Source organism: Rhodococcus sp. IEGM 1354 (genome assembly GCF_030056855.1).
In the GTDB taxonomy this organism is placed as follows: Bacteria; Actinomycetota; Actinomycetes; order Mycobacteriales; family Mycobacteriaceae; genus Rhodococcoides.
The window spans coordinates 1-23952 of record NZ_JASHKT010000021.1; the positions used below are offsets into that span (position 1 = coordinate 1).

Below are 23952 nucleotides of genomic sequence, written 5' to 3' on the forward strand. Positions count from 1 at the left end.
TGGGTGCCTCGCTCGGGTGGACTCATGGTCGCCGCGTCGGCGGTGCTGCCCCGCAACGTGCGACTGGGTCTGCAGCGGCTGATCAGCGCCGATACGGTCCTGAGCAGTGCCGACAGGACGGCTCGCGTTACCTACGAGCAGGAGCTGCGCCGAAAGATCGGGCGGGACTGACGAAACATCTGTCGCCCCTGTTAGGACCCGTCTAGAGAATGGACTCGCCACCGGCCGAGCGATGGTCGATGGCGAGTCCGGTGGAGGCACAGGGCGTTCGAGCTACCTCCCAGGTCCGACAAGAGCGCTTACGGGTGCGGCACCCACGGCCAATACTTGGCTGTCGCACCACCATCGACGGTGATGTTGCTGCCCGTGATCATTGCCGAGTCGTCCGACGCCAAGAAAACGACCGTTGGTACGTAGTCGCTCGCCGACGGCAAGCGGTTCATCGGCATCTGCCCGTAGAAGTCGTTGGAGTACTCGTTGTCGGGCGACTTCGCCGCGCGCAGCATGGCCTGCATCTCAGGGTTGTCGGGCTGGGTGGCGGTAGGAGTGAACCCGTTGACGCGGATGTCGTGACCAGCCAGCTCCATTGCAGCCGAACGAGTGAAATTGATCAGACCGCTCTTGGCCGTCGAGTAACCGATATTGCCGGCCTGACCTTGCCAAGCAGCAGTCGAGAGCACGTTGACAATGCTGCCCCCGCGTCCACCCTCGATCATCGCCCCGGCTGCTGCCCGGGTGAACACCAACGCCCCTGTGAGGCAGATATCGACCTGGCGCCGGAACTCCTCTACCGGCATCGTCATGACGCCCTTGTGGTTGAACATCATGGCGTTGTTCACCAGGACGTCGACCCGCCCCCACCGCTCTTCGGCCTGCCGCACCACATCCTCGGCGTGCGCCGGATCCGTGACATCACCGGCAACCGCGAACGCCTCGCCACCGGACGCGACAATGCTGTTTGCCGTCGCTTCGGCCACGGAATGCACGAGGTCGGTACAGATCACCCTGGCTCCCTCCGCCGCCAACCCGGCGGCCAGCGCCCCACCGATGTTGGCGCTGGCTCCCGTCACAATTGCCGTCCTACCCTCGAGACGGTTCACAGAATGATGCTGACCTTGCCGTGCGGCCGTAGTGCATCGAGCACCATGACCGATTTCCGGCTGATGAACCGGAAGCCGGTCACCTCGTCTCGCTCCACGATGTGCCGGTACTGGCCGACATACGTGTCCAGGACCCCCGAGCGAACTCGGTAGACCGCGAAGTTGGCCAGCACATGCAGACGGTCGTTCGGAGCCTCCATCACCCGCACGTTCGAGATCATCCGCCGCGTTGCCGAATGCGGATACTCGGCGTGCGCGGCTCGCGTCAGCAGCGAGTTGACCCGTTGCTCCAGCAGGAAACGATCGTCATGGACCAGGAAGAGATCTTTCGACGGATCGCCGTCCGGACGGTCCGTCGCCGGAATCTCGTAATAACCCCCAGGCGCGAAAAGGTCGAGCCACTCGTGCAGGCGCCACTGGTCGAGCATCTCGGCCTCCTCGAACAAGAACTGCTCGACGTCGACCAGGACGTCGCGAGCGGCTGTCGACCGAAGATCGGGCTGTGTCGTCAAACTCATCAACATTCTTCTTTCGTCGTGACTTCGATGGACCGGTCGTCAGCCGGCGAGGCGGCCGACGAGTTCACGGGCGACGATGATGCGCTGGACCTGGCTGGAGCCTTCGAAGATGTCCATGATCTTGACGTCGCGATACCACTTCTCCAGCAGGAGCTCCTTGCTGGTGCCCTCCGGTCCCAGCAGCTGCATGCAGCGTCGGATGATCCGGTCGCACGTCTGCGGGGAGTACCCCTTCGAGATCGCCGGGTTGTACCGGTTGGGGGTGCCGTTGTCGAGTACGAACGCCGCCTTGTAGTTGATTCGGCGGGCGCGGGAGAGTGCCTCGTTCATGGCATCCAGATCGCGCTGCACCGCAGCCCAGCGGTGTACGGAGTACCCGGCCTGCTGACCCTCGAGAAGCTTCGTGGTCACGTCGATGGATGCCTGCGCCATGCCAACGGCCATCCCGGCCATGTTGGGTCGGTTGTTCGACAGCGCCGCCAGGGCACCGCCCTGACCGGATACCCTGGGACCCTCGTCGACCGGACCAGCGGCGTTCCAGCCGAGACGGTTCTCGAGCGGCACACGGCAATCCTGAAAGAGAAGCTCGGATGTCTGCCAGCTGCGGATACCGAGCTTGTCCTCGTTCTCCTTCGCTATCGAGAAACCGGGCGTCCCGCGCGGTACGACGAAGCAGGCGATCCCCTTCGCACCGAGCGATCTGTCGGCGTTGGCGAACACGGTGATGTAATCCGCACGCGCACCATTGGTGCAATACATCTTGGAACCGTTGATGACCCAAGAGTCGCCGTCCCGCACCGCTGTGGTGGCGACCTGCGAGGTGTCGGAGCCGAAGTGAGGCTCAGTGAGCGCGAAGCCGGTCGAAAGAGTCCCGTCCATGACCGGGTCGTACCACTTCTTGATCTGCTCAGGACTGCCCATTGCCTCGATGACGAGTTGACCGATACCGCGCCCCGGAACGCCGAACCCCCACACGTCGCCGTACACGAAGTTCTCGTGGTAGGCCATCTGCGCGACCCAGAAGCCGTCGGCGAATTCAGGCAGCCGATCTGTGTCGGTGTCCTCGCGCCCCAACGGAACGGGCGAGGTATGCAGGATCGCCTCCCAGTCGTCCGGAACCTTTTTCCGAGTGTCGGCCTCGCGGGCATGGGGACGAAGTGCGCCGGACGCCCATTCGCGCAATTCCTGCGCGTACCTCTGCAGCTCCGGACTCAGCTCGAACGATGTTGTGCTCATGCGTGCTCCTCGATGAAAGTGAATGTGGTGGTGTCGGTCATGGTCAGAAGACGGCGCTGAAGGAGGATGCGGTTGGATCGAAGTCGAGCGTCGAGAGGAAGGCCGCCGTCCGGTACCACAGCTCGACGGGGTACTCGCGGATGAAGCCGTGCCCGCCCAGCACCTGCACTGCGTGACGGGTGGTTTCGGCTCCGTTCTCGCTGGCATACGACACGGCGGACGACACAACCGCCGAAATGCGTTCGATGTCGCCGTCGTTGTCGATCAAGGATGCTGCGTCGAGCACTTCGAGTCGGGCCTGCTCGGTGCGCGCGAAGGCCTCGGCCAGAGGGAACGAGATGCCCTGGAAAGACGCGATCGGCTTGCCGAAAGCAACCCGGGTCTTGGCGTAGTCGGCGGCGTATTCCAATGCGCGCTGAGCCATTCCGGTCTGAGCAGAGGCAACTGCGAGCCTGAGCCACTCGACACTCTTGCGCAGGCCCTCGGAATTCAGGAGGTTTGCGCGCGGGACGACGACGTCGAAATCGATGCTGGCGATATCCGCCGCGTCGAGCGCCAGTGATTTGTCTCGCACACCCACATTCACGCCATACGCGGTGCGCGGCACGATGACAGCACGCAGGTCGCGGGTGGAGGGATCGACACCGACGACGATGATCGACTCGGCCTGACCCGAAAACGGCACTCCGACCTTCCGACCGGTGACGCGTACGCCGTCGCCGTCGTCGGTGATGGTCGTCTCGAGCTCGGACGCTCCGCGGCCGAATCCTTCGTACAGTGCGACCGAGCCGCGGTTGTCGAGATTCTTCGACGCTTCGAGGATGCCTGATTGCTGCTGGGAGGTGCCGTGCAAGGAGATCAGCAGTGATGGGGCACCGCTCCAGACGGCCGCCAGCGTGATGCCCGCGTCACCGTAGGCGAGGTTCTCGACCGCAGTCATGTAAGTGACGGCACTGGGCATGCCCCCGCCACCGAGTTCCTCGCTGACCGGAGCGGTGAGTTCCGTCCCGACGATGGCTTTCCAGGTCTTGGACGGGACGACTGCGGCCGCTTCGGTCTCCCTCGCTACTGGAAACAGCACCTCGAGGCCGAGCTCCCGCGTCATCTCCGCGACGGCTTCCTGCTCATCGTCCTGTGCCAGGTAGATCATGAACTCTCCTCGTTGTGGTCGATCACGCCACTCGCCGGAAGGCGCTGGCTTTCATACGATGCTGCGTCGCGCGTCACAGACCGACAATCCGTTGTTCCGCTCCATGGAAGCTGCGCCGCACGCCGCGCCCGGCCGCCGTTAGCGTCCGAGGAGCCGTGAACACGCACTGGCCGAAGGGAGCTCCCCATGCAGACAGGACTGGCCGGCAAGATCGCCCTCGTGACGGGGGGCAGCCGCGGTATCGGCCGTGCGAGTGCTCTCGCCCTCGCAGCAGAGGGCACACGCGTATGCGTGGTCGGCCGTGACAGCGACCTGCTCGACGAAGTAGTTGCTCGCTCCGACGGGTCCGCGGTCTCGGTCATCGCCGACCTGTCGACCGAGGAGGGGTGCCGGGTCGCCTACGACGCCTGCATCGCCGGCTACGGCTCCCCCGACATTTTGGTGAACTGCGCAGGCTCAGCCGGGATGGGCCCGGTACTCGACCTTCGCAGGTCCGACATCGACGACGCGCTGCGTCTCAAGCTGCATGGCTACCTCACGATGTCGCAGCTCGTGGCACCGGACATGCGACGCCGCGGGTGGGGGCGCATCGTCAACGTATCCGGCGGTGCCGGTGCCAGTCCGACCTCGACCAACCTGCCCACGAGTCTGGCCAACATCGCCGTGCACAACCTCACGCGAGCCCTGAGCGACGAGTTGGCGCCCGACGGTGTCCTCGTCAATGTCGTGGCACCGGGCCTCACTCTCACCGGCCGCGCCATCGACCTCTTCCAGGTCGCGTCAGAAAAATCGGGCCGGAACGTCGAGGCGTTGATCGCCGAAGCCGGCGCCGGAGTGCCCGCCGGTCGTGCGGCGCGGGCCGAGGAGATCGCCGCCGTCGTCTGCTTTCTGAGCTCCGAGCTCTGCAGCTACATCCATGGGTCGGCCATCTACATGGACGGCGGTGGGCGTCGAGCGACGCCGTGACCACCTCGAGTGGAGGTTGTCGCACACCTCGAGGCCGGCCGCGCCGCGGCCCCGGCACACACAACCGCACCGCGGCCACGATCCTGAGCCGGACAGCCTCCGTCGGCTGAGCGGGACGTCAGGTTCCGTCGGCCGGAACGTTGTCTGGGTCGAGCGCGTCGGCGCATGGATCGTGCAGGCACCGACGAAAGGAATCAACCATGCTCGACGATGTGACCGTCCTCGAGGTAGGCGACCGAATCTCGACCGGCTTTGCCGGCAAGATGCTCCGCGACGCGGGAGCGACCGTGGTCCGGGTCGAGGTGAACGCACGGCCCGAACTCGATGTAGCGGGCCGCGACTTCGCAGCGTATCTACACGGCGGCAAACACTCCGTTCGGCTGAATTCGCTGCGAGATATCTCGTCCGACCTTCCGGGCTTGGTGTCACGCGCAGACGCCGTGGTGTGCGACGGTAACGATCCCGCGGTGGTCCGCGCACTGCGAGCACTTCGCGAGCAGCAGCCGGATCTGGTGGTCGTGTCGATTTCCGACTACGGCCTGAACGGCGCATCTCCCTCCGTTCCGGCCAACGAGTTCACCCTGCAAGCCGAGTGCGGTCTCACGGCCGTACACCCGACAGGCGACCGGCCCCCTGTCTACGCGGGAATCGACATCGGCGAGTACACCGCGGGCATCGACGCGGCGGTCGGTGTCGTCGGAGGACTGCTCGCGTCCGAGGCGGGCGCAACGGCTGTCGACGCCGACATCTCACAGTTCGAGTCGATGGTCGGTGTCCTGCAGATTCCGTGGCTGTACGGGCAACACGATCACCACGCCGCGTACACGTGGCCGCAGGCAGCGGTACCGGGCATCGAGAAGGCGAAGGACGGCTGGGCATGCATCGTGGCCGTCACCCCGCAACAGTGGATCGACTTCAAAGCTCTCGTCGACATCCCGGAGCTCGAAGATCCGCGTTTTGCGGAACTGGTCGACCGACAGCACTTGACTCGGGAGGTCACGCCCCTCATTCGCAGCTTCACTGCGCAACACACGGTCGCCGAACTCGTCGAGATGGGGGCCCGTGCGCGAGTGCCCATCGTCCCGGTCGCCACCTCCAAGACCGTCCCCGAGCTGCCTCCGTACACCTCCCGCGGCACGTTCGTGTCCCACCGCGACGGCTTCCTGCAGCCTCGGCCTGCGTTCCGTATCGAGGGCGACGCATGGCAGATCGGCGAGCTGGCGGAGCAGGGACGCGACAACGACACCGACTGGGGATCGCGGCCGGAGCGTGTTGTCCGGAAGGACGCCGATCCGGCCCGTCCGCTGGCGGGGGTTCGTGTGCTCGACTTCGGCAGCTTCCAGGCGGGACCGCTGGCGACCCGCAATTTGTCCTCGTACGGGGCCGACGTCATCAAGGTCGAGTCGGTCACCCGACCCGACCTGATGCGCTTTGCCGGTCCGCTCCCCACCGCTCCCGACCCGTGGGAGCGCGGCGCCAGCTTCACCGCCACCAACTGGGGTAAGCGGTCGGTCACGGCCGACTTGAAAGACGCAGAAGGACACGAAATCGTCGAGCGACTCGTCGCGTCGAGCGATCTGGTTATCGAGAACTTCTCGCCCCGCGTGATGGAGAAAGTCGGGTTCGACGTCGACGGCATCCGTCGCCTGCAGCCCGACGCCATCGTGATGCGGCTACCCGCGTGGGGACTGACCGGTCCGTGGAAAGACCTCCCCGGTTTCACGTATTCGGCCGACGCCACCTCGGGACTGAGCGACATGACTGGCTACCCGGAAGGCGAGCCCTTACTGACCAGCACCGCCTACGACCCGATCGCAGCCGACATGTCCACATTCGTGGCGCTCGCGGCCCTTCGCCGCAAGTTGTCCACCGGACGCGGCGCTGCCGTCGAGGTGTCACTGTGCGACGTCGCCCCCCAGACCACCGCCCAGGGAGTAATCGCATCGAGCCGCACCGGTGAGCGCATCGAACGACGCGGCAACGACGCTCCGGGCATCTCACCGCAGGGCATGTACCGCGCGTCCGACGGAGCATGGGTGGCCGTGTCGATTGCCACCGACGAGAACTGGCGGGCCCTCGCAGACGTCACCGGTGGGGCACCGTGGGCGACGGCGACAAATCGAGCCGATCTCGCCGGCCGCCTGGCCGACCGCGATCTTCTCGACGCCGACTTACGCGACTTCGTCGGCAATCACGAGTCCAGCGAGCTCGTCGAGCGTCTGCACAGCGTCGGCGTCCCTGCAGCAATCATGCAGTCGGGCACGGAGGTTCTTGCGCACCCTGCGGTGGTGGCGCGAGGTCGTAACGTCGATGTCGTGCACCTTGTCAACGGCTCCAAGGAGCACCTCGCCTCGCCGGTCAGATTGTCGAGCCAGCTGAACAAAGCCCTTGCCATCCCACGACCGTCGCCGATATTCGGCGAGCACAACATCGAGGTCCTTCTGGAACTCGGCTATACGGACGACGATATCCAGCGGTTGTACAAGGACGGCAAGATCGGTGGTTCGCCGTTCGGCCTGCCCATCGGTGAGCGTCCGCCCGCACGCTCCAGATGATTCGGACGGTCGGGGCCAGCAGGCCCCGACCCTCGCTGGCGGGGATGGACGGCGCTCAGAGCCAGCGAGGGGGCTCCAACGATTGCGCGAGTGTGAACCAGGCACGCATGCGATCGGGATCTTCGGCGATGCGCCGCATCGGGGCGAACTCCTGTTCGACGGCCGCGTCGTCCTCCAAGTTGAAGACGAACTTCTTGCGCTCCGACGATGTCGGTGACGCGTACTCGACATAGTTGTGGCGACGCTCCTCGGCCCACCGGTCGAGCAACGAGTTGTCCGCCTGCCCGGAGACGACGGCTGCGAGAACCTCGCTCAGCGCGAACGCGTCGAAAAGGCCACTCGACATGCCGTGACCGCTCGCGGGATTGGTGATGTGAGCCGCATCGCCGATAATCATGACGCGATCTCGGCGGAACGTCGCAGCCGCGCGCTGATGGATGCGAAAGGACGACCACGTATAGGTCGCCTCTGCCATCTCGGCCGACAGTCCTTCTACGAGAACATTTTTCATGCGCGAATCGATGGTGTTCTCCGGCATCGACCTGTCTTCGGCGTAGATGTACCTCCACCGAGAGCCGGGATCGACACACGCAGCTATCGCGCCGAACTGCGGGTCGATCACCGCACCGGCACCACGCATGCCCAGGACCTCGAGATCGGCATCGATCTCGACCGAAATGAGACGTTCGGGCCAGGTGATGCCGACGAACGAGAGGCCGAGAGCACGGCGTACCGCGCTGTGGGCACCGTCGGCACCTACGACCCATTTCGCGCGCAGCGTGACCTCGCCCTTCGGCCCGTCGGACGTCACCGTCACACCGTGATCGTCCTGTGCGAGATCGGTCAGCGCAGAACTCAGGAAAATCGTGACTTCGCTGCGCTCATCGAGGTGCTCGAGCAAAATTCTCGTCACCTCGGCCTGCCGGACATGAAGGTTGAACGGGAAGGGACAGTCGTCCTTCATCACGCCGAGGTCCAAAGTCACTGTCTCGCCGGTGGAGTGCACGCGATAGAACGTGTGCGGCTCGCAGTACCCGACGCTCAGCAGATCGTCGAGGATTCCCAGGCGATCCAGGCCGGGCAGCACATTCCACTGGTAGACCAGGTCACCAGGAGTCGTGCCCGCCTCCTGCCTCGCCTCCAGTATCGTCACGCCGATGCCTGCGCGTGCCAGTCCGAGCGCGTGGGTCAGCCCTACCGGCCCTGCACCTACAACGATTACCTCGTGCGCGTTCACTGGTCCATCCTGTCGTGACCGTGTTGGTCGTCAAACCGCCGGGGGCCAAGCGTGCAGACCCAGGAACCCCATCGCGTTTCCGGACAGGATCGGCTCGACTACATCATGATCGAGTATGCGCGCGTGCGCGGCGTCCCGCACGAACGAGCCTGCGGCCGCGAACAGGTCCGGGAAGAACGGGTGATCGGTGCCCACCATGACTTTGTCGGCACCGAACCGGTGTACGAGGAGGCGCAGGTGTTCGGGATCGAGCACCAGGGTGTCCACCCACAGCGATCGCATGCGCTCGTCCATTGCCTCGACCGGACCGGCACCCCACACTTCGTGTGCCTTGCGTAGGCGGGGGTAGACCCAGCCGAACGCGCCGCACCCGTGGGCCAAGCCGATCCGCAACCGCGGGAACTTCTCGAGTACGCCACCGAACACCAGGCCCGTCGCGGCGATCGAGGTATCGGTCAGCATGCCCATTCCGAAGTCGTAGAGCTGCCCGGTGCGTCGAACCGCCCCTCCGCCTCCGCCCACCGGGTGAATGAAGACGGCCGCGTCGAACCGCTCTACGGCTTCCCAGAACGGCGTCAACGATGGATCGTCGAGTTCGGTGTCGTTGATCCTGGTGCCGATCTCCACGCCGCGCAGACCGAGATCGCCCATCACTCGTTCGAGCTCCATGACTGCAATGTCGACGTCCTGCAGCGGAACTGTCCCCAACCCCAGCAGACGACCCGACGAAGCCTGTACATCGGCGGCCAGCGCGTCGTTCACAGCGGCCGAGTACTCCTGAGCAGCACCGGGTGACGCGCCGTACGTGAGCATGACCGGTACCGGAGAGACGACCTGAAGTGATACCCCGGCGTCGTCCATCGCCTGCAGTCGATGCTCGATGCTCCACAGCTGTGACGTGACGGCCCGGAACACTCGGTCGCCGATCATGATGCGCCCGGAGTGCTCGTCATCGATGACCAGAGTCGGAAGCACCTCGCCGGAGGTGGGAGCGAATCCATCCAGCGACGCCGGAAAATGGTGGGCGTGCGCATCGACGACCGTCGGCTGTGCGGTGGTCGAATCTGGTTGACCCATAGTCGGTTTCCTTCCGGGCACGTTCCGGCGGAGTCGCCGTCGAACGACCGTAAGGAGCCCCGACGCATGAGGACGAGGTGGCGTTCCAGGGAGCAGAACAGGAAGCACCGACCGATACGGGTAGCAGCGGTATCCTGTGTGACGCGCACCATGTCGGATACCGAGCGCGCATACCTTCGAACGCGCAGACAGAGGTGAAATTCGTGACCGATGCCGAGTCGACCGGCTTCGAGAAAGAGACGCCCTCGATTTTGACCAAGGCGTTCGACGTACTCAATTCGTTCAACCAACACGAGCGGGTCATGACTCTGAGCCAACTGGCGCGCGCCTCGGGTCTGCCGAAATCGACAGTTCACCGTTTGCTCGCGCGACTCGTCGAACTTGGGGCCCTCGAGCATCACCGCGCTGGTTACAAGCTCGGTCTCGGGCTTTTGCAGTTGGGCGCTACCACCCCGGCGGCAATGTTGCGCGATCAGGCAATCCCGCACCTGGTGGCCCTGCAGCGGTGGAGCAGGCAGACGGTCACGTTCGCGGTGCTGCGTGAATTCGACGTGGTGTACCTCGAAAAACTTGCACCGTCGGACTCGCCGTCGACTCTTGCAAGCATCGGGGGTCGATTACCTGCCAACTGTACTGCGATCGGTAAGGCTCTACTGGCCTACGAGGACCTCGACGACCTTGCAGGTTTCCTACCCCTACGACTACACCAGTTGACACCGCACTCGATCACCAACGCCGACGACTTCGTCGAGCACCTTCGAATCGTTCGCAAGGAGGGCATCGCACGCGAGCACGACGAAGCGCAAATCGGCCTCCACGGTGTCGCGGTGCCGGTGATGGTCAACGGGCTGGCGGTCGGTGCAATCTCGATAACCCACGGGCCGAACTCACCAGCCGGCGGTCAGATCGACGCCGCACTACGCGACACCACTGCCCAGCTGTCAGCCGAGTTGCGGTCGTACCTGGCCGCCGCTCCCGGGCGCGATCGAATAGTCCCCCGCACCCTCTCCGATCCGCCCCCCTGGTCCTGACAACACCCTTGTTACCTGAGTCCCTTGGACCTCCGTCACCTTCACGCCGCAGGGCGGCCACCGCATGCGCGGTGGCCGCCCTGCGTACGTTGGAGCTCAGGCCAGTCCGCCCGACTCAGCGATAGATTGCGAAGGTTTTGTTGGAGTTGAGAACCTCGGTCTCGACGAATTCGCTCCAATCGAGCGTAAGGCCCAACTCTTTCATCGCACCCAGCAGACAGAACCAGTTGAGCATCTCGTGCTGCCCTGCAGCCACGATGTCGGTGACTGTCTTGGACGTCCAATCGTCGAAGTTTCCGGCGACCATGGAGTCGTAGAGCGCGCGATCGGCCTCGGTGTCCGGTCGTAGGTGCCAATCCTTGTCGTTCAGGAAGGCGTGCGACCAGCTGGCCGACGCGACCAGAGCCACCCTTTTTCCGCTGTTGTGCAGGGATTTGCCCACTGCCTGGCCGAACTCGAAGCAACGCTTCGGGGACGGGCCGGGCGGGTCGAGGTCCTCGCCCTTGAGAATCTCCGAGAAGGGCGCGATCCCACCTCGACGCGCGATGACGTGCTCGCCGTAGCAGTTCACTGCCATCGGGATGATCGGGTAAGGAAACCTTTTACCCACATTCTCGAAGTCCAGGAAGATCTGGGTGTTCGCGAACGCATGCGGAAAGTGGTGCATGTCGGGCCGTGGCTCGTACGAGTAGGCGACGTCGACGCCGTTCGTCAACACGTCTTTGGCAATCTTCTTCGCGAAATCCTGATCACCCCGCATCACGAACGACTGGCCGTTCGGCAGATCCCAGGCGTTGGGGACACTCAGCACCTCGAGAACACCGAACGGATCGATCTCGGTGTCGGGATAGGCCAGAATGCAGAACGACGGAATGACTTCCTCGCGGAAGTTTTCGTACTGGTCGTCACCCCACACGATGACGACGTCGGGGTCGAATTCGTCGAGTGCTTCACGGCAGGTGCTGAGACCGGCGAGCAGAGCCTTGCGGTGCCGACCGGCAGCTGCCGTTCCTTGATCGTCCGACCATTCTTCTTGGGCCAGGGCGGACCAGTTCGCGGGGTCTTTACGCTCCGCTGGGATGTCGGGGTCCGTCAAGACCATCTTCATGAGGTTCGCCATGAAGGGATCCTTCGCGGCGAGCATGGGGTAATGAGTGATGCCGAGACCGAGCACTTCTGCCATGGTCGCTCCTTGTGGTTGTTGTGCCGTGAGGTGCCGCGAGCACGGCACCGGTGGCCGGGACGACGGCCAGGATTGCCGTCCCGGCGTGGTTGGCGGTCCGGTCGATCAGGCTTGTGCCACAAGCTCTTTGATCTCGGGACGCCGGTCCGAGACGCCGGCGGCGTCAGCCGTGGCGCGCGAGACCTGTCCATCGCGGAAGAACTCCAAGTACACGGGGTTGAACAAGTCGGGGCGGTCCGTCTGCCCCTGATGTCCGCACTCGTCCGGGTAAAAGAACTGCACGTTCGGTAGTCGCTCTTCCTGCACGAAGCCCCATTCAACAGGGGTCAGCACGTCCTGCCGGCCGTACAGGTAGATCCCTGGAATGGTCATCTTGTCGAACCGGCCCTTGGTCGACATCCGCGCGCGAAGGTTCTCGTCGTCCCACGCTTTGAATCCCGCGAACGCATGTACGTTCGGGAGAAACTCGGGGTAAGCCGCCGCATGGCGCGCGGCCGCTTGGTAGCGCATTTCGACGAGGTCGTCGTTGATGGATTCGGGGCGATGCAGGATCGACGACATCATCTTTCGCATGCCGTCCTTCGTCCCGTCGTAGACCGTCAAATCCAAACGGCCCTTGGGCTTCTCGAGGCCCTCCGTGATATCACCGATGTCGCCGGCGATCAGCACGTAGCTCAGCACTCTCTCGGGGTGAGCCGTCACGTAGGAGACGGTGTTCATGCACCCCATCGAATTGCCGGAGATATGGAACTTGTCCAGCCCGACGGCGGTGACGAACATCTGGATGAAGTCGGTGTGGTCGTGCAGCCCCTTCGGCCGGTACTGCTCGGCAGTATCGGACAGGCCGAACGCCGGCATGTCCGGGCAGTAGACCCGAAATCCGTTCTGCGCCAAGTTGGCCGCGATGTAACGCCAGCCGGCCGAACCCGACGAACCGGGGAGGCCGCCGTGCAGTAGTAGAACTGCGGGGCCGGTCTCACCGGCGAACATGTAGTGCGCTTTGGCACCGTTGCCGAGACGGACCCACTGACTCGACATGCCCGGAACCTCGATGATGCCTTCTTCTGTCAATGCCATTGAACTCTCCTCTTCGAATTCCCGCGTTGCCGTTCGGCGACGCGAATGAGCTGGACCGGTTGGTCAGTTGGCGGGGTCGAGACCGAGGACGATGTCGAGGCCGTCGACCGTCGATCCTGTGGTGATTGCTTTGCGGCACTTCATGAACAGGCGTGGATCGTCGACTACCAGCGCACCGACCACTCGGCCTTCGGGAGACGTGTAAATCGCCGCATACGGTGGGCTGTCGACGGCACCTACAGCACGGGCGAGCTCGCCTTCCGCGGGGCGTCCTGCTATCTGGATCCGCTGCCCGTACTGGTCGGACCACACATAGGGCGGCGGTGGGGATGGTGTCACCGGGGCACCTGTTATGGACGCCGCGACGATCGCACCGTGCTCGTTTGCATTGGTCCAGTGCTCGATACGCACGAGCCCGTCGGCGTGCGGACTCGGCCAACGTGCAACATCGCCTGCGGCATATACGTGCTCGGCACCCTCGGCCCGCAGGCGCGCGTCACAGACGACACCGTTGTCGAGAGGCAGGCCGGACGACTCCAGCCAACCGGTCGCCGGTATGGCACCGATGCCCACCACGACGAGGTCTGCGCGCAGCGTCCGCCCGTCGGTGAGAGTGACGCCTTCTACCTGACCATCACCGACCAGGGCCGCGACCCCGACGCCGGTGTGCACCGTCACTCCGTTCAGGACGTGGAGACGGCTCAGCTCGGCCCCCACCACGTCGCCGAGAACATGCGCCATCGGGATCTGCTGCGGCTCGACCATATCGACACGCACACCATGCGACCGCGCCGCCGCGGCGAACTCGGCACCGATGAAGCCCGCGCCGATCACCACGACGTGCGTGGACGTCATCAGCTGCGATCTCACAGTGTGCGCGTCGTCTGCTGTCCGAAGAGTGTGAACCCCCCGCAAATTCTCGCTTCCCGGCAGCGTCCTGGGTGTCACTCCTGTTGCTATGACCAAGTCGTGGAATGGGTACTCCAGTCCGTCCGATGCGATAACGAACCGGTTGACGAGATCCAGGCTCTCCGCCCGGACTCCGAGCCGCAGGTCGACATCGAGCTCGACGAGTTGCTCGTCGCTCAGCAGCGGCACCGGAGCACCGGTCCCGGTGCCCAGCATGTCCTTGGAGATCGGCGGCTTGTCGTACGGGGAGTGACGCTCCTCGCCGAGCATGGTGATGGACTCGGTGTAGCCCATGTCGCGAAGCGCTTGGGCGGTACGGACGCCGGCCACGGATGCACCGACAATCAAAGTTCCCATGGACACGATGTTCGAGCCGAACACGCTGGGCCTCAACGTCGCGTGCCGATGGGTGGAACCGTCGCCGTCATGCTCGGGGCTCAGGTGACGAGTGCGTGTAGACAGCCCCGCCGCCTGCTACGTCCGCGTGCGTTCCAGTGCGCGGGACAGGTCATTCCGGGGCCGGCCACGGAGCAGGACCATTCGAACTCCCGGTTATCCGCGCCTCGGTCCGGCTCGACGACATCAGGAGTTCTGTTCATGGCATCTGCCGTTAGCATCAGACCGCGCGAGGACACTGTCGACTCGCAGCTCGGGTCTGTGGCCATCTCCCAGATCGACCTGGGCGGCATCCCCCGCGGCGCAGTGTTGCTGCTACTCGGCCCCGGAGGCGACTTCGAGTCCGATTCCACTCAGCACCTCAACGACCTCGCGACCCACGGTTACGAAGGCGTAGCAGCCGACCTACGCGGAATCGACGGCACCGAAGACCAACTCGAGAGCGTTGTGGAATCACTACTGGCCCACGTCGCTCGGCGCGGTTGGGAAAGCGAGCAGGCAGCGCTCCTCGGATACGGTCTCGGTGGCCGCGTGGCGTTGTCGGCGAGCGCACGCTTCGGGCTCGGTGCGGCCATCAGTGTTTCGCCGACCGCGATTGCCGCAGGTGACGGTCATCTGTCCGCCGCCGTTGCCCGCCTCGCGCCGCTGGTCCGAACCCCGTGGCTCGGCTTGTTCGGCGAGGAAGACCTGACGGCTCCTGCGACAGCCTGCGACGAGCTCGAGACGGTCCTGCGGGAAGACTCCCCCGTCTTCACCCAACTGGTTCGGTACCCGAGTGTCGGTGACGACTTCCATCGGCCGTCCAGTGAGTCGATCGAGATCGCCGCGTCCTACGACTACTGGCAGCGCACGATCGAGTGGCTCAATCTTCGGGTGCAGCCGCGGCTGACCCCCCTCGCGCTCGCCTGGAACGCGCGGCGCTCTCTCTCATGACCTTCGGCAGCCAAGCCCCACACCGACACCGACCCATCAACAGGAAGATGTGACATGTCCGAATACGTACTCGACGACCGCGAAATGCCGCAGTTCAAGGTGAACCGCGAGACCATGATCGACACTGCCGTTCTGATGCAGGAGCAGAAGAATGTGTTCGATAAGAGCTGGCTCTATGTCGGTCACGAGTCCGAGCTGGCGAAACCTCACAGCTTCAAGACGCGGAAGCTGGCCGGACGGCCCATTATTTTCGCTCGCGACGGCAAGGGCGAAATCCGCGTGTGGCTCAACTCGTGCCCGCACCGCGGGGCCATGATCTGCCGCGAGCCCGAGGGCAACGCTCGGTTCATGACGTGCTTCTACCACGGTTGGACGTTCAACATCGCCGGCGAGCAGGTCTCGATGCCGGGTGACCAATCCTATGGGGAGAACTTCGAGCGCCCGGGTCTGGCCAAGCCTCCGCGTCTGTCGTCTTATCGAGGCTTCGTGTTCGCGAGCTTCGATCCCGACATCGTCGATCTGGAGACGTACCTGGCCGGAGCCAGGGAGTACATCGACCTCATCGCCGACCAGTCCGAATTGGGCATGCAGGTCATCGAGGGAACACACGAATACTCGGTCAAGGCCAACTGGAAGTTGCTGGTAGAGAACAGTATCGACGGCTACCACGCATTATCGACCCACCAGCGATACTTCGAGATGGTGTCGGCTTCCAGGGACGGCTTGGACTTGTCGTTGGTCGGCAAGGAGCGCGGTATAGCGCTCGGAAACGGGCATGCCGTTGTCGCGTCGCCTCCCGGTTCGGAAGAGCTCCTGGGGCGTCCGCTGTCACCGGAGGGCCACGCCGAACGCGCGGCGCGATACGCGGCTATCGCCGAGAAGCACGGCGACGACTGGGCGACTCGTTTGCGCGGCCAACGCAATCTGGTGATCTTCCCCAATTTGATCATCATCGACCTCGTCATGGGGGTCGTCATACGCAAGATCGACCCGATCACCCCCGACTACATGGAGGTGAGCGCGTGGCACATCGTGCCTCCGGAGGAGGGCCCGGACCTGCTCGCACAGCGACTCGACAACTTCCTGACCTTCTGGGGCCCCGGCGGCTTGGCGTCGCCCGATGATGTCGAGGCCCTCGAGAGTGCTCAGCGCGGGTTCGCGACGTACAAGGAGCTGGGCTGGTCCGATATTTCACGCGGTATGTCCTCTTCGGTCGTCTCCGGCCAGGACGAGTTGCAAATGCGCACGTGGTGGCGGAGGTGGAACGAACTCGTGACGGGCGAGGTGCTGCCCCCCGAGGAGAAGGATCCTCTCGGCCTCCCGTTCAACGGCAAGCGTCTCGAGCTGTCCCCTGCCGACGACGCGGCAACCGCCGACGCCGGCTGATCTCGGAAAGCACCACCGATCAAGCCCGGCCCTCAGTTGGGGGCCGGGCTTGATCGATGGTGCGGACAATGCCTATACGCGGTGCGACGCGATCCAGTCCTGTTCGCGTACGACGCGCTTGAGCAACTTGCCGGAGGCGTTCCGCGGTAGGGCGTTGACCAGCTCCACGGAGGTAGGACACTTGTAACCGGCCAAGTGCAGCCGGGCGAACGCCATTACCCCCTCGACGGTGCATGCACCATCCGTGGTCGGCACCACTATGGCCTTGACGGTCTCGCCCCATCGGTCGGACGGCACACCGATCACGGCCACGTCGGCCACGCCGGGGCATGCCACCAGGACCTTTTCGACCTCCACGGGATACACATTTTCGCCTCCGCTGATGACCATGTCCTTGATGCGGTCGCGGAGGTAGAGGTAGCCGTCCAGTACGTAGCCTCCGTCGCCCGTGCGCAGGAATCCGTCGCCGGTGAACATCTCGGCAGTGCGTTCGGGTGCCTGGAAGTAGCCGCTCATCACCGTTGGGGCCATGACGCAAATTTCACCGGTTTCGCCCGGGCCTACGTCGACGCCGCTCATAGGGTCGATGATCTTGATGACCACTCCCGGGAGAGCACGTCCGACCGACCGCAGTCGTTCGGGGTGCCCGGTATCGAGGTGATCCTCGATCTGCAACACCGAGATGCCGGTGACTTCCGTCAGTCCGTAGAGCTGCACCAGACCACACTCGAATTCCTCGAGGCACCGCGCGAGCAGCGTCGGTGTGATGGGCGACCCGCAGTAGGAGATCACCTGGAGGCTGCTCAGGTCGCGAGCCATCGCGGTAGGCCGCGACAGCATTTCGTTCAGGAGTGTCGGTACCAGCATCATGCACGTGACGGCGTAGCGCTCTACCGCGGTCGCGAGGGCGTCGGCGGACGTGTCAGCGGACATCACGAGGTGTGCGCCCGCACGCATAGCAATCATTGCAGCGCCGGCACCCCCCGCGTGAAAGATTGGGATGACCACGAGCATGGTCGAGTCGTTCGTGACCTTCATCGCACCAGCGCTCAGTTCGACACCCTTCAATGCAGCGTGGCTGAACAGCGCCCCTTTGGGTAGACCAGTCGTGCCGGAGGTGTACATCTGCAAGGCGATGTCGTCGGGTGTCGGCCCCGGGTGATGTGGTGCGATCGGCTCGTGCTCCGCCAGCCAGTGCTCGTACTCATCGCCGCCGCCGCCGCCGAAATACACGGTGGGGATCGGCGAGGTCGACCACGCGCCGGCCCACCGCTCGGCGAACTCGTGATCGACGAAGGCCAGCGCAGAATTCGAATGCTCGACTATCTGTGCCATCTCCGGTGCCGCGAGCCTCCAGTTGACTGCCGTGAGCACCGTGCCGGCCAATGACGAGGCAATTGCAAGTTCGATGAAGACCGTGCTGTTACGGCCCAGGTAGATGATCCGCGCACCGCGCCCGTGCGACGCCAGACCAGCGGCAAGGCACCGGCAGCGCTCCATCACGGAGGCCCAACTTCGGGTCGTCTCTCCGGAGGTGAGGCACGGCGCGTTCGGGGTGAGCGAGGCCCAGTATGTGCACCGGTCCGCCAGAGTGAGGTCCGGCACGGTGGTCGGCTGCTCGACAGTATTCATGCGGGTCCCATCTTGCGTTCGAGTATCTGCAGCGCATTTGCAACCGACAAACGGACGGCCCCGTACACGGCGGCCTTCCTCGTGGTCGTATCAGTAGTCACACCCACCCGCTTCCTGCCCTTCCGCTCGATCAGGACGATCAAGCGGAGACCACTTCGTCGACGGGGGCTGCGGCACCCTGTCGATCCCCGGCACGAAGACCCCACTCTTGGAAACACCGGACTTCCCGGCTCCGGCCGCCGTGCTGACGGCCCGTCCGCGATGCCCCCCCGACGATTACGTGGTCACAAACGTCGACGAACTCGAAACCGTTCGGCTACTGACGACAGGAACCCGAGTCGAGCATCAGCGGTTTCACGTGGCCAGGAAAGACGACACCAGTGCGTTGAACTCCGCAGCATGTTCGATCTGGGTCCAGTGGCCGCATCGCCCGAACATGTGCAAACGGGCGTCGGGAATCAAGTCGAACAGACGGGCCGACGTCGATCTCGGAATGACTTTGTCCTCGCGTCCGTGCACGATCAGGGTCGGGCAAGTGATGGAACGGATCGCGTCGTCATCGGTGACCATCGCGTCGACCCAGCGCTGACGCGGAGCAGGAAACATCGCCGCGTAGGACTCGTGAAAACCGGGTTGGATGCTGCCTTGGTAGCGTGCTTCAGCGAGGTCGTCGTCGATCAACGCACGGTTGTGAGCAAAGTAATCGAGCACGTGGCGCATCGCGTCCACGGAAGGTTCGTAACCCCACACTGCGTCGAGGCCCTCGGTGATCTCGAACGGGACACCCACACTTCCCATCAACACCAAACGGTCGATTCGGTCGTGATTCTCGGCGGCCAGGCGAAGGGCCAGTGCGCCACCGAAGCTGTTGCCTACCAATGAATATCGATCGAGACCGAGAGCATCGACGAAGTCCTGGACCTGACCGATCCAGGCGTCCATGACATACCGGTAGTCCCTGGGCCGTTCGCTGTAACCGAAGCCGACGAGATCGGGAGCCAGGACTCGGCGGTCGACAGCGAGCGTGGGTATCGTCAATCGCCAGTTGGCGTAGCCGGATACTCCGGGACCGGACCCGTGAAGAAGAACGACAGGCACACCGCTGCCTCTCCCTTCATCGAGATAATTGGTGTCGATTCCGCCCGCAACGACGCGTTTGCCGATCGCCGGGTTCGCGGCGTCGAAATGGGTGCCCGTCATATCTGAACGAGTCACAGGATCACTCCCACATCACCGGTCGAGCGCAGCGTGGTCATATCGAGTTCGACCCTCTTGGATCGGATCAGAAGTCTGCCGTCGATGATCACCAGCAGGTAGCGGTAGCGTCCGAAGTAGCACATATCCCGACCGGCACGGCTTCGATACACAGCGAACGATGCTTTCACCGACAGCTCGTCTCGGTCCGGAGAGTCGAGTCGAACGTTGGACACGAGGTGCCGCAGGTTCGAATGTGGGTACTCGCGATGTGCCTTACGGCTGTTCAGCCGATCCACCCGCGCACCCATGCGCATCCTGTTGTCGTCTATGAGCATCAGCGACGAGGACGCATCGGCGTCACGGTCGTCGGTCGGAGGTACGACGTACCGGGCATCGTCGGTGTACATCGTGAGCCACTGATCGAGCTTCCAGTCATCGAGTAGCTCCGCCTCCTCGAAGAGCAAGTCTTCGACATCTTGACGCGTGACTTCGGAAATCGCGGAGAGCTGGGACATGGTCATCGCCGCCCGTCCATCTGATCGCGCCAGCGACGCCAGAACGCGCGCATCTGTTCCTCGTCGGTTGCTTTGGGATTGCGGTCCATCCCGCGCGAGATGTCGTTCCACTCGACTCCCCCGCTCGCGAACCCTTGCTGACATGATTCCAGCGCTTCGATGTCGTCGGGAGTCGCGAATCCGCCGGGCCCGAGGAAGGTCAGGAAGCTGTCCAGCCTGCGTTGCCGAACCTCGGGAAGTTCATCCGAGGGTGCCATCTGCCATGCCGTGACGTCGACGTTCGTCGGGGAGGTCGGCATGAATGTTCGCACGGTCAGAGCCATGATGTCGTTGATGATCAAATTGGGGTAGATCAACAGGTTTCGGTTGTAGTCACACATCAGCGTCGCGCGCTCTTCACCGAACTTCTTCGCCAGATCAGCGCGCGCGCTTGCCATTTCCGGCTTCGCATCCTCCCCGAAAAGCGCCTCCCACTTGGCTATTGGTCGCCCCCACGGGCCACGGTACTCGATTACCGCGTGCCCATTGCCGAGACTTCGCCCCTCTCCGTGCACCCCTTCACCCAAATCCGTGCCGAGGTCGGCAAGATACTTGAAGTAGGTGTCATGCGTGGGAACGGCATGGTATCCATCGATACTGTTTTCTACCAACAGTTTCCAGTTGGCCTGCATGTTGTACTCATGGGTTCCGTGGAGGATCTGAGCATCGCGTTGGGCGTCGATGATGTTGTCGAGATACGGGCGCGCATCAGCCAGGTATGTCGTCAAGTCGACGATGTCGGGGTCGTAGCTCGCGAAGACGAAGCCCCGGTAGCTCTCCGATCGGGCCGGCCGCGCCAGGCCGAGTTGGCCCATGTCGAGAGTGCCTGCATAGGCTTCGCGGTCCGGGACCCCGACCAGACTACCTTCACTGTTGAAAGTCCAAGCGTGGTAGAAGCACTGGAATGTCTTACTGTTGCCGTTGTCTTGTCGGCACACCACCGCACCACGATGAGTGCAGGTGTTGTGGAAGACGTTGACCTCGCCGGTCTTGGAACCACGAACCATGAAGAGTGGACGTCCACCGACGGAGCGACGTACATAGTCACCGCGATTGGGGACCTCGGACTCGTGTCCGACGTACAGCCACGAGTGGTCGAAGACTTTCCTACGCTCTTCGTCGAAAATCTCGGAGGACGTCATTGCGTCGCGATTTACCCGGAATCGCCCCTGGGCCGAATCCTCTCTTACCAGCGTTGATCCGGAGAGAACGGCGGCGGCCACTGGATCGTCGATTGTTGTCATTCCTGCTCCTCGTAGACGGCAAAGCACTTGTTGGAGTTGAAGACGTCGGAAGGGACCAAGGTGGACCAGGTCAAAGTCAGTCCCAGCTCGGCGACGGCACCGAGCAGGCAGAACCAATTGAGCATCTCGTGCTGTCCGGCGTCGACGATCTCCCGGGTCGTCACGCTCTGCCAGGCTTCGAAGTCGCCGACAACCAATGCGTCGTAGAGCTTCTGATCGGCGGCCGTGTCGGGCCTTATGTGCCAACCCCTGTCGTGCAGAAATGCATGAGACCAACTCGACGACGCCACCATCGCGATTCGCTTGTCCGTGTCGCGATACGCGCGGGCAACAGCGCGGCCCAGATCGAAGCACCGTTTGGGAGACGGACCTGCCGGGTCCAATTGCTCGACAGCAATGTCGGCAAATCTGGTGAAACCGCCACGGCGCGCTATTGCGTGCTCGCCGTAGCAATTGACAGTCATCGGCACTATCGGATACGGAAACCCTCGGCCGACGTTGTCGTAATCCAGAAATAGCTGTGTGTTCATGATGGAATGCGGAAATTTCTCGCCTTCGCGTTTGCGGTAGGAGTACGCCATGTCAAATCCGTCGACGAGCAATGCGTCGACCAGTGAGCGAGAGGCGGCTGCGTCTCCATGCAGAACGAAAGTCGAGTCCTTCGGCAAGCCCCAGTAGTTCGGATTGCCCTGTTCGTTCACCATCGTGAAGGGATGGACATCGAGATCGTCGTAGGCGAGCACGCAGAACGGCGGCACGACCTCCTCGCGGAAATTCTCGTATTGATCGTCGCCCCATACGACCACCAGGTCGGGTTGGAAGGCATCGAGCGCCTCCCGGCATTTTGCGAGGTTGACTCGCAACGCATCTCGATGTCGAGCGGCGGCAGCGGCCCCATCGTCGTCGGACCAGTCCGCGACCATCGATGCCGGCCAGTTCGCCGTGTCCTTCGCTTCGTCGGGGATGTCGGGGTCCTGCAGCGTCCACCGAAGCACGCCCGCCATGTGCTCGTCGTCGCCGATGATCATGGGGTAATGGGTCATCCCAAGACCGAGGAAAGCACTCATATCGGGAACCTTTCACTTTACGTATTTCGACGACGCACAGTCGAGACTGCTGCGAAATTAATTGCACAGCAACATGTTCGATATACACCGTTCCGGTGGTCGGAATCAGTGACCTCTACAGTGGTTACCACCTGGCAGTTGGAACGTCTTCACTCGCGATCGCTCTTCATCCGGATATCTCGCTACCGACTTCTGCCGATTCGAACAGCTTTCACCGATGACTCCGGTCCATTGCAATCACCGGATGGATCCGAGGTCTCATGACAGGTAGCCGGCACGCGGTCCTACCAGATTTCGATCAGCTCACCGGGCGCGGTATTCCTGGGGACGCCGTCAGGCCGTTGTTCTTCGTCCGGCTACCCGAGGTGATTGCGACACAGAGAACCAGTAGGGCGGATGCGGTAAGTGCGGCACCGGCCCAGATAGGTGAGGTGTAGCCGAAGCCGGCGGTGAGGGTAAGGCCGCCGATCCAGGCACCGAGGGCATTGCCGAGGTTGAATGCGCCGATGTTGGCGGCCGAGGCCATCGTCGGTGCCTCATCACCGAACGTCATGACACGCATCTGCAGGGCAGGAACACTGCCGAAGGCGGCGGCTCCCATCGCCAGCAGCGCGACGATGGTGGCAGGCCGGCTGTGCGCAGTGAGCGCAAACCCCACCAAGCTCACGGCCAGAGCGGCGATGAACACGATCAGCGCCCGGTCGACCGACCGGTCCGCGGCCTTGCCTCCGACGACGTTTCCGATGAAGCCCCCGACACCGAAAAGCACCAGGAGCCACGGCACGGTCGAGGAGGCGAATCCCGAAACCTCTGTCAGCGTGAAGGCAATGTAAGTGAACGCACCGAACACGCCACCGAATCCCAGGATGGTCACTGCGATCGACAACCACACCTGCAGGCGAGTGAATGCCCTCATCTCGCGCCGCAGGCTCGGGGCCGACTCGGCCTGCATATCATCTCTGGGTGCCAGGACAGCGATGCCGGCCGTGGCAATCACCCCGATGAGCGTGATCGCCCAGAACGTCGCTCGCCAACCGAACTGCTGCCCCAGTAGCGTTCCGAACGGCACCCCTAGAACGTTGGCTGCAGTGAGCCCAGTGAACATGAGGGCAATGGCACCGGCTTTGCGATGGGCAGGAACCATGTTGGCGGCGAACACGGACCCGATACCGAAGAACGCTCCATGACACAGTGCCGCCAGAACTCGACCGCCCATCAGTACCGCATAGCTCGGGGCCAGCGCCGACAGTAGGTTGCCTGCGATGAACAGACCCATCAACCCGATGAGAACGGCTTTGCGTGGAAGCCGCGTCACCGCCGCCGTCACGACGAGTGCGCCCACGACGACAGCGAGGGCGTAGCCGGAGATCAGCCATCCTGCGACGGCTTCTGTCACGGCGAACTCCGTGGCAATGTTCGGCAGGAGCCCCATGATGACGAATTCGGTCAAGCCGATGCCGAATGACGCGATCGCCAGCGCGATCAAACCCTTGGGCACGGGGCC

20 protein-coding genes are annotated in these 23952 nt (G+C 63.5%); 5 read left to right on the forward strand and 15 right to left on the reverse strand.

What is annotated here, in order from left to right:
* Positions 1 to 299: 299 nt before the first annotated feature.
* From QM588_RS25000 to QM588_RS25015, 4 genes are read right to left on the reverse strand one after another with little or no spacing between them, the layout of a single operon-like run.
* Positions 300 to 1100, reverse strand: coding sequence for an SDR family NAD(P)-dependent oxidoreductase (locus tag QM588_RS25000; RefSeq protein ID WP_135045981.1), 801 nt, complete (start codon positions 1098 to 1100; stop codon positions 300 to 302).
* Complete coding sequence (locus QM588_RS25005; RefSeq protein WP_135045979.1) at positions 1097 to 1618, reverse strand: aromatic-ring-hydroxylating dioxygenase subunit beta; 522 nt, start codon at positions 1616 to 1618, stop codon at positions 1097 to 1099. Before QM588_RS25005 ends, QM588_RS25000 begins: the two co-directional genes overlap by 4 nt.
* A 39-nt stretch (positions 1619 to 1657) precedes the next feature.
* On the reverse strand, positions 1658 to 2854 hold the full coding sequence (locus tag QM588_RS25010) for an acyl-CoA dehydrogenase family protein (protein WP_283317334.1): 1197 nt from the start codon (positions 2852 to 2854) through the stop codon (positions 1658 to 1660).
* A 43-nt stretch (positions 2855 to 2897) separates the two neighbouring features.
* Positions 2898 to 4004 (reverse strand): acyl-CoA dehydrogenase family protein, encoded by a 1107-nt coding sequence (locus QM588_RS25015; protein WP_135045975.1) that lies wholly within the window; start codon positions 4002 to 4004, stop codon positions 2898 to 2900.
* A gap of 186 nt (positions 4005 to 4190) precedes the next feature.
* On the opposite strand from QM588_RS25015, the gene QM588_RS25020 reads away from it, so the two are divergent.
* Together QM588_RS25020 and QM588_RS25025 are read left to right on the forward strand one after the other, a co-directional pair.
* Entirely contained in the window at positions 4191 to 4970 is a 780-nt protein-coding gene (locus QM588_RS25020; RefSeq protein WP_283317336.1) for an SDR family NAD(P)-dependent oxidoreductase, read from the forward strand.
* Between the two features lie 200 nt (positions 4971 to 5170).
* Positions 5171 to 7525 carry a CoA transferase gene (locus QM588_RS25025; RefSeq protein ID WP_283317338.1) on the forward strand — a complete coding sequence of 785 codons (2355 nt, stop codon included), beginning with the start codon at positions 5171 to 5173 and terminating at the stop codon, positions 7523 to 7525.
* Between the two features lie 55 nt (positions 7526 to 7580).
* Here the strand turns inward: QM588_RS25025 and QM588_RS25030 are convergent, their stop codons facing one another.
* Entirely contained in the window at positions 7581 to 8762 is a 1182-nt protein-coding gene (locus QM588_RS25030) for an FAD-dependent oxidoreductase (RefSeq protein ID WP_283317340.1), read from the reverse strand.
* Positions 8763 to 8792: 30 nt separating this feature from the next.
* Entirely contained in the window at positions 8793 to 9839 is a 1047-nt protein-coding gene (locus tag QM588_RS25035; RefSeq protein WP_283317341.1) for an amidohydrolase family protein, read from the reverse strand.
* 203 nt (positions 9840 to 10042) lie between these two features.
* Between QM588_RS25035 and QM588_RS25040 the strand changes: the two genes are divergently transcribed.
* The gene (locus QM588_RS25040) at positions 10043 to 10870 is read left to right on the forward strand and encodes an IclR family transcriptional regulator (protein WP_269603731.1); all 828 of its coding nucleotides are present in this window, start codon (positions 10043 to 10045) and stop codon (positions 10868 to 10870) included.
* A gap of 115 nt (positions 10871 to 10985) precedes the next feature.
* On the opposite strand, the gene QM588_RS25045 is transcribed toward QM588_RS25040, so the two are convergent.
* From QM588_RS25045 to QM588_RS25055, 3 genes are all read right to left on the reverse strand, one after another.
* The gene (locus QM588_RS25045; protein WP_269603730.1) at positions 10986 to 12053 is read right to left on the reverse strand and encodes an extradiol ring-cleavage dioxygenase; all 1068 of its coding nucleotides are present in this window, start codon (positions 12051 to 12053) and stop codon (positions 10986 to 10988) included.
* A 105-nt stretch (positions 12054 to 12158) separates the two neighbouring features.
* On the reverse strand, positions 12159 to 13130 hold the full coding sequence (locus QM588_RS25050) for an alpha/beta fold hydrolase (RefSeq protein ID WP_283317343.1): 972 nt from the start codon (positions 13128 to 13130) through the stop codon (positions 12159 to 12161).
* Positions 13131 to 13193: 63 nt separating this feature from the next.
* Positions 13194 to 14396 (reverse strand): NAD(P)/FAD-dependent oxidoreductase, encoded by a 1203-nt coding sequence (locus QM588_RS25055; RefSeq protein WP_269603726.1) that lies wholly within the window; start codon positions 14394 to 14396, stop codon positions 13194 to 13196.
* 240 nt (positions 14397 to 14636) lie between these two features.
* On the opposite strand from QM588_RS25055, the gene QM588_RS25060 reads away from it, so the two are divergent.
* Positions 14637 to 15368: a dienelactone hydrolase family protein gene (locus QM588_RS25060; protein ID WP_283317344.1), complete on the forward strand. Its 732-nt coding sequence runs from the start codon at positions 14637 to 14639 to the stop codon at positions 15366 to 15368.
* 54 nt (positions 15369 to 15422) lie between these two features.
* Positions 15423 to 16754, forward strand: a complete 1332-nt coding sequence (locus QM588_RS25065; RefSeq protein ID WP_135045956.1) for an aromatic ring-hydroxylating oxygenase subunit alpha — start codon at positions 15423 to 15425, stop codon at positions 16752 to 16754.
* 72 nt (positions 16755 to 16826) lie between these two features.
* On the opposite strand, the gene QM588_RS25070 is transcribed toward QM588_RS25065, so the two are convergent.
* From QM588_RS25070 to QM588_RS25095, 6 genes are all read right to left on the reverse strand, one after another.
* Positions 16827 to 18386, reverse strand: a complete 1560-nt coding sequence (locus QM588_RS25070) for an AMP-binding protein (RefSeq protein ID WP_283317347.1) — start codon at positions 18384 to 18386, stop codon at positions 16827 to 16829.
* Between the two features lie 354 nt (positions 18387 to 18740).
* A complete protein-coding gene (locus tag QM588_RS25075; protein ID WP_283317352.1) occupies positions 18741 to 19586 on the reverse strand; it encodes an alpha/beta fold hydrolase in 846 nt (281 codons plus the stop codon).
* An 11-nt stretch (positions 19587 to 19597) separates the two neighbouring features.
* Positions 19598 to 20104 carry an aromatic-ring-hydroxylating dioxygenase subunit beta gene (locus QM588_RS25080; protein WP_283317348.1) on the reverse strand — a complete coding sequence of 169 codons (507 nt, stop codon included), beginning with the start codon at positions 20102 to 20104 and terminating at the stop codon, positions 19598 to 19600.
* Positions 20101 to 21381 (reverse strand): aromatic ring-hydroxylating oxygenase subunit alpha, encoded by a 1281-nt coding sequence (locus QM588_RS25085; RefSeq protein WP_283317349.1) that lies wholly within the window; start codon positions 21379 to 21381, stop codon positions 20101 to 20103. The genes QM588_RS25080 and QM588_RS25085 overlap by 4 nt, the downstream gene beginning before the upstream one ends.
* Positions 21378 to 22448 carry an extradiol ring-cleavage dioxygenase gene (locus tag QM588_RS25090; protein WP_135045948.1) on the reverse strand — a complete coding sequence of 357 codons (1071 nt, stop codon included), beginning with the start codon at positions 22446 to 22448 and terminating at the stop codon, positions 21378 to 21380. The genes QM588_RS25085 and QM588_RS25090 overlap by 4 nt, the downstream gene beginning before the upstream one ends.
* Positions 22449 to 22746: 298 nt before the next feature.
* Positions 22747 to 23946 carry an MFS transporter gene (locus tag QM588_RS25095; RefSeq protein WP_135045946.1) on the reverse strand — a complete coding sequence of 400 codons (1200 nt, stop codon included), beginning with the start codon at positions 23944 to 23946 and terminating at the stop codon, positions 22747 to 22749.
* Positions 23947 to 23952: the final 6 nt, after the last annotated feature.

What these genes read in the sequence shown, in the direction of transcription:
- QM588_RS25070 (WP_283317347.1), bottom strand. Translation starts at nt 18,386, where the DNA reads ATGAATACTGTCGAGCAGCCGACCACCGTGCCGGACCTCACTCTGGCG.
- QM588_RS25015 (WP_135045975.1), bottom strand. Translation starts at nt 4,004, where the DNA reads ATGATCTACCTGGCACAGGACGATGAGCAGGAAGCCGTCGCGGAGATG.
- QM588_RS25020 (WP_283317336.1), top strand. Translation starts at nt 4,191, where the DNA reads ATGCAGACAGGACTGGCCGGCAAGATCGCCCTCGTGACGGGGGGCAGC.
- QM588_RS25050 (WP_283317343.1), bottom strand. Translation starts at nt 13,130, where the DNA reads ATGGCATTGACAGAAGAAGGCATCATCGAGGTTCCGGGCATGTCGAGT.
- QM588_RS25085 (WP_283317349.1), bottom strand. Translation starts at nt 21,381, where the DNA reads ATGACAACAATCGACGATCCAGTGGCCGCCGCCGTTCTCTCCGGATCA.
- QM588_RS25025 (WP_283317338.1), top strand. Translation starts at nt 5,171, where the DNA reads ATGCTCGACGATGTGACCGTCCTCGAGGTAGGCGACCGAATCTCGACC.
- QM588_RS25065 (WP_135045956.1), top strand. Translation starts at nt 15,423, where the DNA reads ATGTCCGAATACGTACTCGACGACCGCGAAATGCCGCAGTTCAAGGTG.
- QM588_RS25075 (WP_283317352.1), bottom strand. Translation starts at nt 19,586, where the DNA reads ATGACGGGCACCCATTTCGACGCCGCGAACCCGGCGATCGGCAAACGC.
- QM588_RS25060 (WP_283317344.1), top strand. Translation starts at nt 14,637, where the DNA reads ATGGCATCTGCCGTTAGCATCAGACCGCGCGAGGACACTGTCGACTCG.
- QM588_RS25005 (WP_135045979.1), bottom strand. Translation starts at nt 1,618, where the DNA reads ATGAGTTTGACGACACAGCCCGATCTTCGGTCGACAGCCGCTCGCGAC.
- QM588_RS25090 (WP_135045948.1), bottom strand. Translation starts at nt 22,448, where the DNA reads ATGAGTGCTTTCCTCGGTCTTGGGATGACCCATTACCCCATGATCATC.
- QM588_RS25045 (WP_269603730.1), bottom strand. Translation starts at nt 12,053, where the DNA reads ATGGCAGAAGTGCTCGGTCTCGGCATCACTCATTACCCCATGCTCGCC.
- QM588_RS25080 (WP_283317348.1), bottom strand. Translation starts at nt 20,104, where the DNA reads ATGACCATGTCCCAGCTCTCCGCGATTTCCGAAGTCACGCGTCAAGAT.
- QM588_RS25035 (WP_283317341.1), bottom strand. Translation starts at nt 9,839, where the DNA reads ATGGGTCAACCAGATTCGACCACCGCACAGCCGACGGTCGTCGATGCG.
- QM588_RS25055 (WP_269603726.1), bottom strand. Translation starts at nt 14,396, where the DNA reads ATGGGAACTTTGATTGTCGGTGCATCCGTGGCCGGCGTCCGTACCGCC.
- QM588_RS25010 (WP_283317334.1), bottom strand. Translation starts at nt 2,854, where the DNA reads ATGAGCACAACATCGTTCGAGCTGAGTCCGGAGCTGCAGAGGTACGCG.